Below are 16,541 nucleotides of genomic sequence, written 5' to 3'. Positions count from 1 at the left end.
CAAGGGAAGGGCTCCCTTGCTTCAGTTTATTTACCTAAAAAGTGCTTTTTAAAGAATGATAGTTGATATTCGAGTGTGAGTGGATCATTAAAATAGAATTCTTCTGCATTTGCTACATACACACGATGTTTTTTCACAGCTGGGATGGACTTGTAAATTTCACTGTTTTGATAGGAATTGTCCATTTCGCTGTTTTTACTAATGATCATATAGTCTCCAGCAAATTCAGGAATGACCTCCTGTGAAACGGCATAGTAGCCTGCTTTTAATGCCTTTTCTTTTACTTTTTCAGGCATTTTTAGTTTCATTGCTTGGTAAAGAATTTCTGTGCCGCGGCCCCATGCATCACCAAACACGTAAAGATCTTTTGTGCCGCTTTCAAAGACAGAAACCGTTGCATCTTTACCGATTTTGGCTTTAATTTCTTTTCCAGCTTCAGCTGCGCGTTCTTTAAAATCTTTTACCCATGCTTTGGCTTCTTTTTCTTTGTTTAATACTTTTCCAATTTCAATATGTTGCTGAAGGTAATCGACTTTGTTATATGTAAACAAAACGGTTGGTGCGATTTTTTTCAGTTTTTCTACATTTTTTGTATTGCTTAAGCCAATGATGACATCAGGCTTTAACTTCATGATTTTTTCGACATTGGCATCCGATACTTCTTCCACATTTTTTAGTTCCTTTTGGAAGCGAGGGTTCTTTTTTGACCAAGAGTCGACGCCGACCAGGTTCACACCAAGTGACATGACATTACCAGTGTAAGAGCCAAGTACAACGACACGTTTTGGATGGGCTGGCAGCTTCACAGGGCCATTTTCAGATTCATATGTAATCTTGTCTGATGATGTGGATTGATTTCCTTTATTTGAGGAAGAGCTGCTGCTATTGCCACATGCGCTCAATGCAAGTACAAAGATGAGCATCAGAGGGAACAATATTTTCTTCATGAATGTAGACTCCTTTGAAATCGGCACATTCGCCGGTATTTGATTGTATGAGTGATAATGATAATTATTATCACTTGAATATCATATCATAGAAGTGTAGTCTATTGTCAATTACATTTTGATCGTTGGTGATAAAAAATAGGAGAGGAGATTTTTGGTAGAAAAAAAGATCAAGGCAGCATGTGTCCTGATCTTTTTTCTTATTTAAACCAGCCTTTTTCTTTTGAGCGTGTAATGGCTTCAATGCGGTTTTTCACTTCTAGTTTATCTAAAATAATCGAAATGTAGTTTCGAACAGTGCCGCTTTTAATGCTGAGTTCTTTCGCAATTTCTTTTGTGTTTTTGCCGTCTGCAACAAGCTCAAGGACTGATTTCTCTCGTTCTGTTAAAGGATTTTCGTCACTATATAAGTCTTCCATTAATTCAGGGGCGTACACCTTTTTCCCTTTCATCACACTGCGAATGGCACTTGCCAGATCTTCACTTGGACTATCTTTCAGCATATAGCCGCTGACGCCAGCTTTAAGCGCCCTTTGGAAATAGCCAGAGCGGGCAAAGGTCGTTAAAATGATGATTTTTACATCAGTTCCTTTGAGCTCTTCCGCTGCATCAAGTCCCGTTTTTCCTGGCATTTCAATATCCATTAAGCAAATATCAACAGGGTGTTTTTTGGCAAAATCAATGGCGTCCTGACCGTTCGTACCTTTTCCAACAACCGTCATATCGTCTTCTAAATCAAGAAGTGAACCGAGTGCACCGAGCAGCATTTGCTGATCTTCTGCGATAAAGATGTTGATCATTTCATCCCCTCCTTGTCTTTTGCTGCTGAATCATTTGGAATGCTCATGATCAGCTTTGTCCCGTCCTTTGTCTCAATACGCAGGCGTCCATTTGCAAATTCCAATCTTTCTCTAATGCCTAAAAGACCGTGACCCTTCGTTTGAGAGTGGGGATAATCGCCTTTAAATGTCCCATCATCCTCGACGGTGATAATAGCTTCCTTTGATTTTTGATGAATCGTGATTTTGCAGATGGTCGCGTCACTATGTTTGACGACATTTGTCACAGCCTCTTTGATGCACATGCTGACAATGTTTTCGTTAAGAAGAGAAATATGTTTTGGCGCTTCCTTTTCATCATAGATCAAGTCAATTCCGGCTGCTTCGAGAATTTGCTCAATGTTCGACATTTCATCCTTGATGCGTATACCCTTCATAGAGGAAACAATCTTCCGCACTTCATTGAGAGATGTTCTTGCGGTCTGCTGGACGCTTTTCAGCTCAGCGCGAGCCTGCTCAGGATCTTTATAGACGAGTTTGCGGGCAAGATCACTTTTTAAACCGATAAGAGAAAGCTTTTGCCCAAGGGTGTCATGCAGATCACGTGCGATACGCTGCCTTTCTTCAATCTTTACAAGATCGGCGATCCGTTCATTGGCATTTTCTAATTTCTCTTCAAGGCGTTCACGTTCTTTTCGGCTTCGAATGCTGAGAGGAAGGAGAATGGCACTAATAAGTGTGATCACAACAAAAGGAATTTGTGTGAGAAACCAGCCCTTTTTTAAAATCAAGCTAAAGTTCACGGCTACGGCGGCGCTCCCTAGATGAATATAGTATAAAATATAAAAAGGGACTTTTCTTTTAATGTGCCCATTGAAATAGGCGATGCAAAAAGCGAAATAAATGTAGCTGTAGAGCATCACATAGCCAGTCGAAATCGCAATCAATAAAAGACCGAAGACATATAGAGACCAGCCTTTTGCGACAAAGGCAAAACGATACACTCCGAAAAAAACCACGTTCAAAATAATGCCAATAACAATACCTAAAGTCGTAGGCGTCTTTAAGATAAAATAGAAGGGTAGGATGAAAAAAATGGCCCATATATAGGGAGAAATCCCATGTAACTTTTGAATTTTAAACTGTTTTTTCATCCGTGTGCCACCTTTTCCGTTTTCGTTCTTTTTCCTTACTTTATCAAATTCAACTTATGGTTGCATCCTGTAAATGACAACAAGCTCCTTCTAGTGGAAGAAAGAGCTTGCACCAATTATGCATTTTTCTTTAGAATGTCTCCTTTAATGACAGGTGCGGGCATTTTCTTAGATTGCCGTGCTTCTTTAAAGGTAACGAATGCTTTCGTGTCTTCATCCCAAAGTCTAAATTTCATTGATTCAATACTTGTTTTTAAAGTGATGGTTGGTACATTTTGAAGTGGCTCACTATGATCATGTGCATGCTCTAAGTGATAATTCGGCACCCTCGGACTTAAATGATGGACATGGTGATAACCGATATTGCCTGTTAACCACTGAAGAAGCTTCGGTAATTTGTAAAAAGAACTGCCTTCTACAGCTGCCTGCACATAATTCCAATGTTCATCTGCTTCAAAGTAAGAATCCTCAAACGTATGCTGTACATAAAACAGCCATACACCGATTGACCCTGAGATCAGGAAGATAGGACCTTGGACAAGCAGGAACTCTTGCCAGCCAAAAATAAGACACGTTGCAGCTGCTAGTGCAATGATGCTCACGTTTGTGAAATACGTGTTCCAGCGCTCTTTTTTACGAGCATTTTTGACGTTGAAACGGTTTTTTAAGAGAAAGACAAAGATCGGTCCTAAAATAAACATCACAAAAGGATTACGATAAAATCTGTAGCGGAATTTCGTCCAAGCTGATGCTTCTTGATATTCTTTGACTGTCAGGAGCCAAATGTCGCCAGTACCTCGTTTGTCTAAATTACTGCTTGTGGCATGGTGAATTGAATGATCTCTTTGCCATTGAAGATAAGGGAAAAGGGTGAGTACGCCCGTTACAAATCCGAACAGGTGATTCAGCGGCTTTTGTTTAAAAAACGATTGATGGCAGCAGTCGTGAAAAATAATAAAGACACGTACTAAAAAACCAGCTGCAATAACCGCAAAGAAGAGGGTTAAAAGATAGGAGATGTTCAGGCTATAATAGGCAAGAAACCAAAGCCCTAAAAATGGAATGAATGTATTAAAGAGTTGAATGATACTTTTTTTTGAATTAGCACCAGAGAATTGGCCAACTTGTTTTCTTAAAGTGGCTTGCTGCTGTGTGTTTGTTGAAGTCGTCATGAACGTTCAAGTCCTTTCCGTTTCTTTCTACTTCAAAGTATAGAAGGAAAGGTGTCATGCTCATAGTAGCACCCATCATGTATTCAATATGACATTTGTCATGTTGGACGCAGAAAAGGCTGATGCTTCAAGCGTTGTAAGCTTATTTAATTTAAATAAAAAAGTAAAGGCGCTTAGCCTTCACTTTTTATGAACGTGCTTCATGAACTTTTAACTGCTTGCCTTTAATGGTTGTGTGGCGCATGGCGTTCAGCACAAGAGGGCCTTTGCCGTTAAGAATATCGACGTATGTTTTCGTATCTTGGATGGTAATAATTCCAATGTCATCAAAGGCAACGCCGTCTATTTTGGCAATGGTCCCAACGAAATCAACAGCCCGCAGCTTCTTTTTCTTCCCGCCGTTAAAATAAAGCTTCATTATATCTTTTTCAACGCCTGCCTGTTTATTTTCCTTTTGAATCGGCGTTTCAATCTTTTCTTCAAAGCGTTCGACATGCTGCTCTGCGTCTTCCTTTGTTGGGTATGGCTGCGTCTTGAAATCAATACCTGCTTCCTCTTTTAATTCATCAATCAGAGGCTTTGCATTTCTTGTCATAAATGCAATGGTTTTTCCGCTTTTTCCCGCTCTGCCTGTTCTTCCTGTTCGGTGAATATAGCGCTCTTTTTCATAGGGGAGATCATAATGAATCACATGTGTCATATCACTGACATCAATACCCCGGGCTGCTATATCGGTTGCAATTAAATAACGGAACTCACCGTTTTTGAATTCATCCATGACAGCGAAGCGGTCTTCCTGTCTCATGCCTCCATGAATTTTGTCACAGGGCACATCCCACTCATCAAGCTTCATTGTGAGTTCGTTCACTCGGTCCTGTGTATTACAGAAAATAATGCAGCTATCTGGATTTTCAATCACGATCGTACGCTGAAGAAGAGAGAATTTCGCTTCTTCTTCTGTTTCAATCACGGTGTGGGTGATTTGTGGAACAGACGTTTCTTCCCGTGCAATTTCAATCACTTTTGGTGATTGTAGAAACTGTTCACTTAATTTCTTCATCTCATTAGACATGGTCGCTGAAAACAGCATTGACATGCGCTTTGGCGGCAGATATTGAATAATAGAAGAGACTTGATCAATAAAGCCCATGTTCAGCATTTCATCCGCTTCATCTAACACGAAAAATTTAAGGTTTTCTAAGGAAAGAGTACCTTTCTCAAGGTGATCCAAGACTCGTCCTGGTGTTCCGCATACAATGTGGTTTTTTTGTGCAAGCTCTACTTTTTGGGCTTGAAAAGGGGCTTTTCCAAAAATAGCTGCGGCTTTGATTCGTTTCAATCGTCCAAGGCTTGTAAGGTCCTGTTTGACCTGCATGGCGAGTTCTCGCGTAGGAACGAGGATGAGGGCTTGAGGTTTATTTTCAGCCCAATCAACCATTTCACAAATCGGCAGGCCATAGGCTGCCGTCTTGCCACTACCAGTCTGAGATTTGACGATTAGATCCTGCTTTGAAAAAGCAACGGATAATGTCTCATGCTGAACAGGTGTAGGTGTATGGAAATGAAGTGCTTTTAGCGCTTGTTTTAATTCATCGCTTAATGGATATTGATCAAATTGTTGTAATGTCATCGTGTTCTCCTTTTCGTACATTCATACTTGTGACATCATACCATAATCATGACCATGAATGAAAAGACATGAAAAAAAGCCCCATAAAGGAGCTTTCAGCGTGTAGACAAACCCTCGCATTCGGTGTCAGATTTGCGCTCCGGTACTCACGAATGGCAAATTCGCTCCGTTCCGGTGCTCACTCTTCCTAGACTTCAAAGGTTTTCTATCACGCTGAAAAGAAAACAAAAGCCCCGTAAAGGAGCTTTTGATTAAAGGAATCTGCGTTTGACTTTTTCCCAGTAGGAGTTGTCTTTTAATTTCACTGTTTTAATGACTTTTCCTGAAAGGCCAATGTCGATTTGTTTGACGTGTTTTGTGCCAAGCGCTTCGTTATCAAGCCCGATAATCGGATGGTCGTTTCCGTCTTGCACAACCTTCAGCGTTAGCTTGCGATCACTGCTTAAGATGAAAGGCGCCCCGAGTGTACGGTATGAGTTGTTGTTTAGCGATGCAAGCTCTGTAACTTGCATACATGGAAGCATCGGATCAACCACGGCACCGTTTACCGATTTATTGTAGGCTGTTGAGCCAGTCGGAGTAGAAATAATCATTCCGTCTCCTCTAAATGTTTCAAAGTGGAAATCATCTATATACACATCGATCACAAATGTTTTAATAATGCTTGAGCGGATCGACAGTTCATTTAAGCAATGGAACTGGTTGGTACTGTCAACGCTTACATCGATGATCGGGTATTTTCTCACTTCAATCTGTTCAGTGTTCATGGCATCAATCATTTTATCAAAATGTTCTAATGAAAAATCGCAGTATAGATGCGAATTCTCTGTTTTTGATACCCCTACATATAAGCAGTCATCCCGGAAGTTCGTTTTACGGACTGCTTGAAGAAATGTGCCATCTCCGCCAATTGAAGCAATAATATGGGCATCCTCTGCACGCTTGACGACTTGAAAGCCTTGATCGGTAGCGAGCTTCTCCAGAGAAGAAATGTGTCCATCCAATTCATGATCTTTTTTGTAAAAGAAAAATACATTGCGACGATTGTCTGTCATTGACGTTCTCCCCTTCGTTGTCAAAAGTAGATTTAGAGTAATAAAGGGCTTACATATGAAGCCTTGCTCACATTTTACACTTTTTTCATATGAAAGTAAAAACATTAGAAAAACCTTCATCATGGGGGCATTCATTTTTAGAAATGAGTCAATGTAAGGGATTTGAAAAGGACAGAATTTGAGCATAATTGAATAGCTGTTTTCTCATGAAAGAGTGGTTTAGGTGTTTCGTTGTGGTGAAGCTCTAGCCTATTAGGTGCAGAGAGAGGAGAAAAAAGCCAATTTTTCGTCATGCGTATCACTTGGCAGACGATGTAAAGTTGATCGTGAATTAAGAGAGGTGCTATCATATGATGAAATGAAATGTAAAAAAACCACAATTCCTGTGAAACATTTCATGCAAATATTCGTATCAATGAAGAGAGACAAAAAGGAGGAGAAAAAGATGAATGCGAAAAGATGGGTAGCGTTAATCATTGCACTTGGAGTTTTCGGATTTTCAATTGTGATTAGTGTCACGACGGCTTTGTATGAAAGCTTCAATGACAATAAAATGAGCTATCAATTTGGGGATGAAATAGAAGAGAAGGTACTAGAGGATGGAAGCGGTGCTGGAAAAATTGCGGTTCTTGAGATTAATGGAACCATTCAAGATAATGGCGGTGCATCAAGTCTATTAGGCGGAGAAGGTTATGATCATCGTGCATTTCTGAAGGAACTAGAAAAAGCGAAAGATGATGCTTCAGTAAAAGGCGTACTGCTGCGCGTCAACTCTCCAGGCGGCGGTGTCTATGAAAGTGCAGAAATACATAAAAAATTAGAAGAAGTGAAAAAAGCGAAGAAGCCGATTTACGTCTCCATGGGATCTATGGCAGCGTCTGGCGGTTATTACGTATCAACTCCAGCCAAGAAAATCTTTGCTTCACCTGAAACATTAACAGGATCTTTAGGTGTGATCATGCAAAGCTTGAACTATTCAAAGCTAGCAGATAATTTAGGGATTAAATACGAAACAATTAAAAGCGGAAAATTCAAAGACATCATGTCGCCAAATCGTGATATGACGAAAGATGAGCGCGACATTATGCAAAGCATGGTCGATAACTCGTATGAAGGATTTGTCAAAGTGATCTCTGAAGGGCGCGGCATGTCAAAACAAGATGTGAAGAAAATTGCGGACGGCCGTGTTTATGACGGAACACAGGCGAAATCGAACGGATTAGTCGATGAGCTTGGTTATTATGAAGATGCAATCAAAGCGATGAAGAAAAATGAAAAAGGGTTAAAAGGAGCGACAGTGATCAGCTATTCTCAAAGCTTTGGCTGGAACTCTCTCTTCAATATGAGCGCAAGCAAACTCTTTAAAAGTGAAATTGATTTTCTCAATCTAAAAGAAACACTGGCTGGCTCAAATGGGTCTAAACCGATGTATCTCTATTCAAAATAAAGGAGGGATCATAGATGGATTCTACATTCGATGAAGTAACCGAAAGCCGCAGCCAAGAAGAATCGAATCCGGCTCTTGCGAAACGTGCAGTGATTGAAGCACAGGCGTTTGCAGGCTTTTGGATTAGGTTTTGGGCGTTTATTCTTGATTGGCTCGTCGTTTGGGGTGTCAACCATTTGACGGTTTCTCCAATCTTTAGCCTGTTCGGCTGGTCCAAAGGAGGAGGATGGTTTTCTCCATTTTCCGTCACAACGACGATTGTTTTCCTGCTTTATTTCGCCATCATGACGAAAATCTTTCGACAAACACTTGGGAAAATGGTGTTTGGGATCAAAGTGGTCTCACTTCAACCTGAGAAGAAACTGGCATGGGATGTCATTTTCTTTAGAGAAATTGTGGGACGCTACATTAATACGCTTTTTGTTCTCTATGCTATTGTTGGGTTCACACCGAAAAAGCAAGGGGTTCATGATTACTTTGCTGATACGGTGGTCGTCCATGAACACCTATATGAAAAAACAGAAGCAAACGTATAATCAGAAGAGTTTGGCCGGGGACCGGTCAAACTCTTTTTTTTATGATTGGGTATAAAATCCAGAATGAGAGCCATAATCGTAGAGGAAGCATCATTTGTTATGGAGGAAGTGAGCATAGTGCTTTACGTTTGGATCGCAGCTTTTTTGTTCCTTGGGATCTTATTGATCTTCATGAAAGTGACCATTTCACTGGATTATTCACATGCAAATGACAATGACCACCTTGCGCTGAAGATCATTACCTTATATGGAATCATCAGACTCAAAAAAGACATTCCGATGGTGAGGGTCAATCCAGAAGATCAAACGATTGATATACGTGAAAAGAAGATGGCGAGCGCCCAGAACCCTAGTCACGAAAAAGAATCCATACATAAAAAAGTGGGAAAACGTGATATGAAGCAAATCCTTCATCAAATGGAGCGTATCACAAAAGAGATCGTCGATTTAAACCGGATCATGCGTAAATTCTTCATTCACATGAGGATTATATCGTTTCACTGGTCAACATGGATCGGCTTTCATGACGCCGCTTTAACAGGTGTAGCAGCTGGCGGGGTATGGTCAGTCAAAGGAGCACTCCTTGCCTTTATGCAGGAGCATCTCACCTTTAAGCATAAACCGGTATATGAAGTCATTCCTGCCTTTCAGCACAATGTGTCACAGACCCAGTTTACATGTATAGCTTATTTTCGTATTGGACATGCTATGCTTGCAGCCATTCGTTTACTTGTCCATTGGTTAAAAGGAAGAAAGGCGAGAAAAAGTGCCTCTCTTCAAGCAACGAAGAATGAATCATCTGTTTAAGGAGGAACCCGAAAATGGCAGATCATCCAATCCAAGGTCTGATGAAGACAGCGATGGAAAACTTAAAAGAAATGATAGATGTGAATACAATCATCGGCGATCCAGTCGAAACCCCTGACGGCAGTGTCATCCTCACTGTATCGAAGGTTGGTTTTGGATTTGCAGCCGGCGGCAGTGAATTTAACGGGAACCAAAAGAAAGAAAAACGTTCTGATGATCAAGAACGAAAAGAACCGAGACTCCCATTTGGCGGGGGAAGCGGCGGAGGTGTGTCTATTACACCAATCGCTTTCTTAATTGTCGGAACAAACGGCGTTCGAATGCTTCATTTGGATGAACATACACATCTGCTTGATAAAATATTGGATTCTGCTCCTCAAGCAATTGAACGTCTTCAGCACATGTTTAAGAAAGATGAACGGGAGAACCGTCATAAAGAACGAAAACTAGATGACATAGACCTTTAAAAAGTTAGCTGCGCTGCAGTTAACTTTTTTTTCAAAAGCGACGATTAGGCTTTGCAGTTTTTTGCTTTCTCTACTATGATAGAACCATACATTTGATAAGGGAGGAATTGTTTTGGCATCGATCACATTTAAAGGGAGTTCTGTCACGCTTGTAGGAAATGAAGTAAAAGTAGGCGAGCAGGCTCCAGATTTCACGGTATTAACGAACTCACTAGGGGAAGTTTCACTTTCTGATTTAACAGGAAAAGTGACGATCATCTCAGTGATTCCTTCTATTGATACAGGTGTGTGTGACGCACAAACAAGACGCTTCAATGAAGAGGCAGCCGGTTTAGGTCCGGTCAATATCTATACAATTAGTGCAGACCTTCCATTTGCACAAGCACGCTGGTGTGGAGCAAACGGAATTGAAAATGTCGAAACATTATCTGATCACAGAGATATGTCATTTGGTGAAGCATTCGGTGTTTATATGGAAGAATTGCGTTTATTGGCGCGTGCAGTTTTCGTATTAGACCCTAATGGGAAAGTGGTTTACACTGAATACGTAAGCGAAGCAACGAATCACCCAAATTATGAAAAAGCCATTGAAGCTGCAAAATCACTGTTATAAAAGCAGCATCGACAAGAGCTCCGGCTTCATACTGGGGCTCTTTTCAATGAGAACATATAGCTTTTAACAAAGCGAGGAGAGAAAAGCATTGCAGAAAGATCAAGTAAGTACGATTTTCGAGTTGCTCGATACAGCTTCTATTCGATTAAAAAAGGAACAAAGCATTTCCTATATTGAAGCATTGGCTGAAGCGGGAGAAGCCTTTTTCCAAGCAAATGATCGAGACGGTTTACTAAAGGATGTAATAGAGAAAGCAGATTTTGCCTCTTATGATCATGAGCAGATTCGTAAAGCGTTTCAGCTCGCCGTATTAAAAGGACAAAAGGATATTTCCCATCCAAATCGTCAGATGACCCCAGATACGATCGGGCTGTTTGTCAGTTATTTGGTAAATAAATTTTTAGAAGGTCAAAAAGAGCTAGTTGTCTTTGATCCAGCAGCAGGAACAGGGAACTTACTGCTTGCTGTCTTAAATAATCTGACTGCAGAAACAAAGCGCGGCTTTGCGTCTGAAATTGATGATGTCCTCATCAAAATTGCATGGGCACAGGCAAACTTGGAAGAGAAGGAAGTCGAGCTTTTCCATCAAGACAGCCTTGAGCCGCTTTTGATCTCTCCAGTAGATGTCACTGTATGCAGTCTGCCAGTTGGTTATTATCCAAATGATGAACGTGCAGCAGACTATGAATTAAAGGCAAAAGAAGGACATGCCTTTGCGCATTATTTATTTATTGAACAAAGCCTTCGTTATACAAAAGAAGGCGGCTTCTTGTTCTTCATCATTCCAAACGATTTATTTGAAGGAAAAGAAAGCGTGCAATTAAAGGACTTTATTAAAGATCAGGCATATATGAATGCATTGATTCAACTGCCAGTCTCCATGTTCAAGGACAAAAAGCACGCCAAAAGCTTGTTTGTGATGCAAAAGAAAAAGGAAGGGCTCGAAGCACCAAAACGGATGCTGTTTGCCAATCTGCCGTCTTTCTCACAAAAAGAATCAATGGTGAGTGTAATGAGAAAATTAGATCAATGGTTTATAGAAGAAAAAGAAACGAAAGAATAGCCAGAGTGATGTCTGGCTTTTTTATTATTCAGAAAATAACGACTTATCGATGTAAGCGGTAACAGTTCAAAGGTGCACTTGAAATGCAAAGTTTTCAATGTTTAAATGAAAAAGTCAGATATTTTTCGGACTTATCGTTAAACTATAAAAGACCCGTCATACAGGTTGAATATAGCACCGGAAAAAACGTGAAACCTTATATAACAACTGAGTAAAAGGAGCGACAAGAATGTCTAAAATTATTGCAATCAACGCAGGAAGCTCATCTCTTAAATTCCAATTGTTCGACATGCCAGAAGAAACCGTTTTAACAAAAGGTCTTGTTGAAAGAATCGGAATGGACAACAGTATCTTCACGATTTCTGTAGATGGAGAAAAGAAAACAGAAGTGACAGATATTCCAGATCATGCAGTAGCGGTTAAAATGCTACTTGAAAAACTAATTGAATTTAACATCATTAAAGACTTTAATGAAATTGATGGTGTAGGACACCGTGTTGTTCACGGCGGAGAGAAATTCAGCGACTCTGTTCTTTTAACTGATGAAGTCATCAATGACATTGATCAGCTTTCTGAGCTAGCACCACTGCACAACCCTGCAAACGTTGTAGGAATCAAAGCATTCAAACAAATTCTGCCTGACGTACCAGCGATTGCTGTGTTCGATACAGCTTTCCACCAAACAATGCCAGAGCAGTCTTACCTATACAGCCTTCCGTACGACTACTACAAAAACTTTGGTATTCGTAAATACGGATTCCACGGGACAAGCCATAAGTTCGTAACAGAGCGTGCTTCAGAGCTATTAGGCCGTCCTCTTGAAGAGCTTCGTCTGATTTCTTGTCATCTTGGAAATGGTGCGAGTATCGCAGCAGTTGAAGGCGGAAGATCAATCGATACGTCAATGGGCTTCACACCACTTGCGGGTGTTGCGATGGGTACACGTTCAGGTAACATTGACCCTGCCCTTATTCCATTTATTATGGAGAAAACAGGACATACAGCTGAAGAAGTACTTTCTACTTTGAATAAGAAGAGTGGTCTTTTAGGTGTGTCTGGTCTATCAAGTGATCTTCGTGATATCGAAGAAGCAACAGAAGAAGGAAACGACCGTGCAGAAGTAGCTCTTGATATTTTTGCAAGCCGTATTCATAAATACATCGGTTCTTATGCAGCGAGAATGAATGGCGTAGATGCGATCATCTTCACAGCTGGAATCGGTGAAAACAGTTCAGAAGTTAGAGCACGTGTACTTCGTGGTCTAGAATTCATGGGCGTTTACTGGGATCCTTCTCTTAACAACATGAGAGGCGAAGAAGCATTCATTAGCTACCCGCACTCTCCTGTAAAAGTGATCGTTATTCCAACGAACGAAGAAGTCATGATTGCAAGAGACGTTATGCGCTTAGCATAATGAAAATGAAGAAGCTCTTTTCCAATTAGGAAAAGAGCTTTTTTCTGTTAAAAGCAGCATGCTATAATGTTGTCCAATACGAAGCAAAAGGGAGCGGTGCGAAAAATGAGTGTGACAGAACATAAACGTGAGGCGAAAGCGAGGCTTTATGTGAAAGTCATTACGGTCAGCGATACAAGAACGAAAGAAACAGATAAAAGCGGCCGTCTGATGATTGATTTGCTTAAAGAACAGGGACATCTCATTCTTGCATACGATATTGTAAAAGATGACATTGGGGCGATCCAAGACGCTGTGCTAGAGGGAACAGGCGAACCAAAAATAGATGCCGTCTTGTTAAACGGTGGCACAGGAATTGCCGCAAGAGATGTCACCATTGAAGCGATCACCCCGCTTTTCTCGAAGGAGCTGCCTGGCTTCGGTGAAATCTTCCGCATGCTGAGCTATACAGAAGACATTGGTTCAGCTGCTATCTTGTCCCGCGCCGCGGCTGGGGTCGTCAATCAAAAAGCCGTCTTTGCCACACCAGGCTCTACTGGAGCTGTTCGTTTAGCCATGACAAAACTCATCATTCCAGAGCTTCCTCACGTTTTACGAGAGCTTGAAAAGGATCAAAAATAGCCCAAAATGACTCTGCCAAGAAAATTTGGCGGAGTTTTTTTCATAAAGGGGTTGAAAAAACAATTTTTCCTTGTTACAGTGTATACATACTAAATGCATGTTTATAAATTAAAACTTATTTTTATGCAAAAAACATTCACAGAATCAAAACAAGTGAGAGGAGCTTTTCAATCATGTCACAAAATAAAAAAGTCGTATTAGCATATTCCGGAGGTCTTGATACCTCTGTTGCAGTTAAATGGTTACAAGAGCAAGGATACGAAGTCGTTGCTTGCTGCCTAGACGTAGGGGAAGGAAAGGACTTAGCATTCGTTCAACAAAAAGCACTTCAAGTCGGAGCGGTTCAGTCTTACATGATTGACGCAAAAGAAGAATTCGCAGAGGAATTTGCACTAACTGCCTTACAAGCACACACGATGTATGAAGGAAAATATCCGCTTGTATCTGCATTATCTCGTCCGCTTATTGCTAAAAAATTAGTGGAAGTCGCAGAAAAAGAAAATGCAGTAGCGGTTGCGCACGGATGTACTGGTAAAGGAAACGACCAAGTCCGTTTTGAAGTATCCATTAAAGCTTTGAATCCAGACCTAGAAGTTCTTGCACCAGTGCGTGAGTGGAAATGGTCTCGTGATGAAGAAATCGACTATGCTCAAAAGCACGGTATTCCAATTCCAATTAACTTAGACAGCCCATATTCAATCGACCAAAACCTTTGGGGCAGAAGTAATGAGTGCGGTATTTTAGAAGATCCTTGGGCTGCACCGCCAGAAGGAGCGTATGATTTAACGACGCCACTTGAGAAAACACCTGACACACCTGAAATCATTGAAATCACGTTTGAAAAAGGAAAACCAACAGCTATTGATGGTATTCAGTATTCCTTATCTGATCTCATCCTTCATTTAAATGAAGTCGCTGGCCAGCATGGGGTTGGTAGAATCGATCACGTTGAAAACCGCCTTGTGGGTATTAAATCTCGTGAAGTGTACGAATGCCCAGGTGCTGTCACACTTCTAAAAGCGCATAAAGAGCTTGAAGACTTAACGCTAGTGAAGGAAGTTGCACACTTTAAGCCAATCGTTGAACAAAAAATGGCTGAATTAATATACAACGGATTATGGTTCTCACCACTTAAAGGAGCACTAGATGCTTTCTTACAAGAAACACAACAGAACGTAACAGGTGTTGTACGTGTGAAACTATTTAAAGGCCATGCCATTGTTGAAGGACGTAAATCACCATATTCACTTTACGATGAAAATCTTGCAACATACACTAAAGCAGATGAATTCGATCATGATGCAGCGGTAGGATTTATTAATCTTTGGGGCTTACCAACAAAAGTAAACAGCATCGTGAATAAAAAGGAGCAGGTTAAAGCATGAAAAAGCTTTGGGGAGGCCGATTTCAAAAAACACCAGAAAAATGGGTCGATGAGTTTGGCGCGTCCATTCACTTCGACAAACAATTAGTCAAAGAAGATCTGACCGGCTCCCTTGCTCATGCAAGTATGCTGAATACATGCGGTATCCTAGACGATGAGGAGGCCGCTGCCATTAAAGATGGACTGAATAAGCTCATGAAAAAGGCAGAGGCAGATGAACTCGAATTCTCAGTGGATTATGAGGACATCCATTTAAACCTTGAAAAAATGCTCATTGATGAGATTGGTCCACTTGGCGGCAAATTGCACACAGCGAGAAGCCGGAATGATCAGGTTGCGACCGATATGCATTTATATTTGAATAACCAAGTAGAGCATATCATTGAACTGATCTCTTCCTTTCAAACAGTGCTTGTGGAAAAAGCAGAACAGCACGTTGAAACGATTTTTCCAGGATATACACACTTGCAACGTGCACAGCCTATTTCCTTTGCGCATCATATGCTCGCCTATTTCTGGATGCTAGAGCGTGACAAAGCACGTTTCCAAGATTCTTTGAAGCGAATTAACGTGTCTCCACTTGGATGCGGAGCGTTAGCAGGAACGACATTCCCGATTGATCGTGAATACACAGCAGAGCTACTTGGCTTTGATCATATTTACGAAAATAGCCTTGATGGCGTAAGTGATCGGGATTTCATTTTAGAGTTCTTGTCTAATAGCAGTCTTGTGATGATGCACTTATCACGTCTTTGTGAGGAAATCATTTTATGGTGCTCTCAAGAATTCAAATTCATTGAGCTTGATGACACATACGCAACAGGCAGCAGCATGATGCCGCAAAAGAAAAACCCGGATATGGCAGAATTGATCCGCGGGAAAACAGGCCGTGTGTATGGCAACCTGATGGGGCTTCTCACCATTATGAAAGGCTTGCCGCTTACGTATAACAAAGACTTGCAAGAAGATAAAGAAGGCATGTTTGATACAGTCAAAACCATTGCTGGCAGCCTGCAAATCTTCACAGGCATGATTCAAACAATGACAGTGAACAAAGATGTCATGAAAAAAGCAACAAAAGAAGATTTCTCAAATGCGACCGAAGTGGCAGACTACCTTGCGAAAAAAGGCATGCCATTCCGTGAAGCACACGAAATCGTTGGCAAGCTCGTGTATACATGCATTCAAAAAGGCATCTACTTAAGTGATCTTCCGTTTGAGACATTCACAGAAGCGAGCGATCTTTTTGAAGAAGACATTTACACCGTTCTTGATCCGTATGTTGCTGTTGAAAAAAGAACAAGCGCAGGCGGAACTGGATTTAAACAAATTCAGCTCGCTTTAGAAAAAGCAAAAGCCTGCTTGGCGTAACTGACCAAAACCATTCGTTGATACGGATGGTTTTTTGTCTTGGGGAAAAGGACATTGATCATCATTGGAGAAGTTTGAAAA

General features: G+C 40.9%; 16 protein-coding genes. 10 read left to right on the top strand and 6 right to left on the bottom strand.

Annotated features, from left to right (window positions below):
• Positions 1-26: 26 nt before the first annotated feature.
• The 6 genes from MKX52_RS13015 to MKX52_RS12990 form a co-directional block, all read right to left on the bottom strand.
• On the bottom strand, positions 27-947 hold the full coding sequence (locus MKX52_RS13015) for an iron-hydroxamate ABC transporter substrate-binding protein (RefSeq protein WP_224925507.1): 921 nt from the start codon (positions 945-947) through the stop codon (positions 27-29).
• A gap of 200 nt (positions 948-1,147) precedes the next feature.
• A complete protein-coding gene (locus tag MKX52_RS13010; RefSeq protein WP_003216398.1) occupies positions 1,148-1,747 on the bottom strand; it encodes a response regulator transcription factor in 600 nt (199 codons plus the stop codon).
• Positions 1,744-2,880, bottom strand: a complete 1,137-nt coding sequence (locus MKX52_RS13005; protein ID WP_251183922.1) for a sensor histidine kinase — start codon at positions 2,878-2,880, stop codon at positions 1,744-1,746. The genes MKX52_RS13010 and MKX52_RS13005 overlap by 4 nt, the downstream gene beginning before the upstream one ends.
• 116 nt (positions 2,881-2,996) lie before the next feature.
• Positions 2,997-4,052 (bottom strand): fatty acid desaturase, encoded by a 1,056-nt coding sequence (locus tag MKX52_RS13000; RefSeq protein ID WP_012010883.1) that lies wholly within the window; start codon positions 4,050-4,052, stop codon positions 2,997-2,999.
• A 187-nt stretch (positions 4,053-4,239) separates the two neighbouring features.
• On the bottom strand, positions 4,240-5,682 hold the full coding sequence (locus tag MKX52_RS12995) for a DEAD/DEAH box helicase (RefSeq protein ID WP_216887040.1): 1,443 nt from the start codon (positions 5,680-5,682) through the stop codon (positions 4,240-4,242).
• A gap of 251 nt (positions 5,683-5,933) precedes the next feature.
• Positions 5,934-6,737, bottom strand: coding sequence for an NAD kinase (locus MKX52_RS12990; RefSeq protein ID WP_003216672.1), 804 nt, complete (start codon positions 6,735-6,737; stop codon positions 5,934-5,936).
• Between the two features lie 445 nt (positions 6,738-7,182).
• Here MKX52_RS12990 and sppA point away from each other — a divergent pair, with 445 nt between their 5' ends.
• The 10 genes from sppA (at position 7,183) to argH (ending at position 16,460) form a co-directional block, all read left to right on the top strand.
• Positions 7,183-8,184, top strand: a complete 1,002-nt coding sequence (sppA, locus tag MKX52_RS12985; protein ID WP_012010881.1) for a signal peptide peptidase SppA — start codon at positions 7,183-7,185, stop codon at positions 8,182-8,184.
• Between the two features lie 14 nt (positions 8,185-8,198).
• Entirely contained in the window at positions 8,199-8,720 is a 522-nt protein-coding gene (locus MKX52_RS12980) for an RDD family protein (RefSeq protein ID WP_012010880.1), read from the top strand.
• A 99-nt stretch (positions 8,721-8,819) separates the two neighbouring features.
• On the top strand, positions 8,820-9,527 hold the full coding sequence (locus MKX52_RS12975) for a DUF2953 domain-containing protein (protein WP_342490822.1): 708 nt from the start codon (positions 8,820-8,822) through the stop codon (positions 9,525-9,527).
• 14 nt (positions 9,528-9,541) lie between these two features.
• Positions 9,542-9,994 (top strand): GerW family sporulation protein, encoded by a 453-nt coding sequence (ytfJ, locus tag MKX52_RS12970; RefSeq protein WP_003216488.1) that lies wholly within the window; start codon positions 9,542-9,544, stop codon positions 9,992-9,994.
• 112 nt (positions 9,995-10,106) lie between these two features.
• Positions 10,107-10,607 (top strand): thiol peroxidase, encoded by a 501-nt coding sequence (gene tpx, locus MKX52_RS12965; protein ID WP_088004245.1) that lies wholly within the window; start codon positions 10,107-10,109, stop codon positions 10,605-10,607.
• A gap of 88 nt (positions 10,608-10,695) precedes the next feature.
• Positions 10,696-11,670 (top strand): class I SAM-dependent methyltransferase, encoded by a 975-nt coding sequence (locus MKX52_RS12960; RefSeq protein WP_012010877.1) that lies wholly within the window; start codon positions 10,696-10,698, stop codon positions 11,668-11,670.
• A 229-nt stretch (positions 11,671-11,899) separates the two neighbouring features.
• The gene (locus MKX52_RS12955; protein WP_003216471.1) at positions 11,900-13,084 is read left to right on the top strand and encodes an acetate kinase; all 1,185 of its coding nucleotides are present in this window, start codon (positions 11,900-11,902) and stop codon (positions 13,082-13,084) included.
• A 105-nt stretch (positions 13,085-13,189) separates the two neighbouring features.
• Positions 13,190-13,705, top strand: coding sequence for a molybdenum cofactor biosynthesis protein B (locus tag MKX52_RS12950; protein ID WP_144520958.1), 516 nt, complete (start codon positions 13,190-13,192; stop codon positions 13,703-13,705).
• A gap of 173 nt (positions 13,706-13,878) precedes the next feature.
• Entirely contained in the window at positions 13,879-15,090 is a 1,212-nt protein-coding gene (locus MKX52_RS12945) for an argininosuccinate synthase (RefSeq protein ID WP_003216486.1), read from the top strand.
• Positions 15,087-16,460, top strand: a complete 1,374-nt coding sequence (gene argH / locus MKX52_RS12940) for an argininosuccinate lyase (protein WP_217014334.1) — start codon at positions 15,087-15,089, stop codon at positions 16,458-16,460. Before MKX52_RS12945 ends, argH begins: the two co-directional genes overlap by 4 nt.
• Positions 16,461-16,541: the final 81 nt, after the last annotated feature.

This window comes from Bacillus sp. FSL R5-0422 (assembly GCF_038610765.1).
In the GTDB taxonomy this organism is placed as follows: domain Bacteria; phylum Bacillota; class Bacilli; order Bacillales; family Bacillaceae; genus Bacillus; species Bacillus pumilus_O.
The sequence above is the reverse complement of the archived record's forward strand: the minus strand, read 5'-3'. Positions and strand labels throughout refer to the sequence as shown.

Bases quoted from the DNA above. Each gene is read 5' to 3' on its own strand.
- MKX52_RS13015 (WP_224925507.1), bottom strand. From the start codon at position 947: ATGAAGAAAATATTGTTCCCTCTGATGCTCATCTTTGTACTTGCATTG.
- MKX52_RS13010 (WP_003216398.1), bottom strand. From the start codon at position 1,747: ATGATCAACATCTTTATCGCAGAAGATCAGCAAATGCTGCTCGGTGCA.
- MKX52_RS13005 (WP_251183922.1), bottom strand. From the start codon at position 2,880: ATGAAAAAACAGTTTAAAATTCAAAAGTTACATGGGATTTCTCCCTAT.
- MKX52_RS13000 (WP_012010883.1), bottom strand. From the start codon at position 4,052: ATGACGACTTCAACAAACACACAGCAGCAAGCCACTTTAAGAAAACAA.
- MKX52_RS12995 (WP_216887040.1), bottom strand. From the start codon at position 5,682: ATGACATTACAACAATTTGATCAATATCCATTAAGCGATGAATTAAAA.
- MKX52_RS12990 (WP_003216672.1), bottom strand. From the start codon at position 6,737: ATGACAGACAATCGTCGCAATGTATTTTTCTTTTACAAAAAAGATCAT.
- sppA (WP_012010881.1), top strand. From the start codon at position 7,183: ATGAATGCGAAAAGATGGGTAGCGTTAATCATTGCACTTGGAGTTTTC.
- MKX52_RS12980 (WP_012010880.1), top strand. From the start codon at position 8,199: ATGGATTCTACATTCGATGAAGTAACCGAAAGCCGCAGCCAAGAAGAA.
- MKX52_RS12975 (WP_342490822.1), top strand. From the start codon at position 8,820: ATGGAGGAAGTGAGCATAGTGCTTTACGTTTGGATCGCAGCTTTTTTG.
- ytfJ (WP_003216488.1), top strand. From the start codon at position 9,542: ATGGCAGATCATCCAATCCAAGGTCTGATGAAGACAGCGATGGAAAAC.
- MKX52_RS12955 (WP_003216471.1), top strand. From the start codon at position 11,900: ATGTCTAAAATTATTGCAATCAACGCAGGAAGCTCATCTCTTAAATTC.
- MKX52_RS12950 (WP_144520958.1), top strand. From the start codon at position 13,190: ATGAGTGTGACAGAACATAAACGTGAGGCGAAAGCGAGGCTTTATGTG.
- MKX52_RS12945 (WP_003216486.1), top strand. From the start codon at position 13,879: ATGTCACAAAATAAAAAAGTCGTATTAGCATATTCCGGAGGTCTTGAT.
- argH (WP_217014334.1), top strand. From the start codon at position 15,087: ATGAAAAAGCTTTGGGGAGGCCGATTTCAAAAAACACCAGAAAAATGG.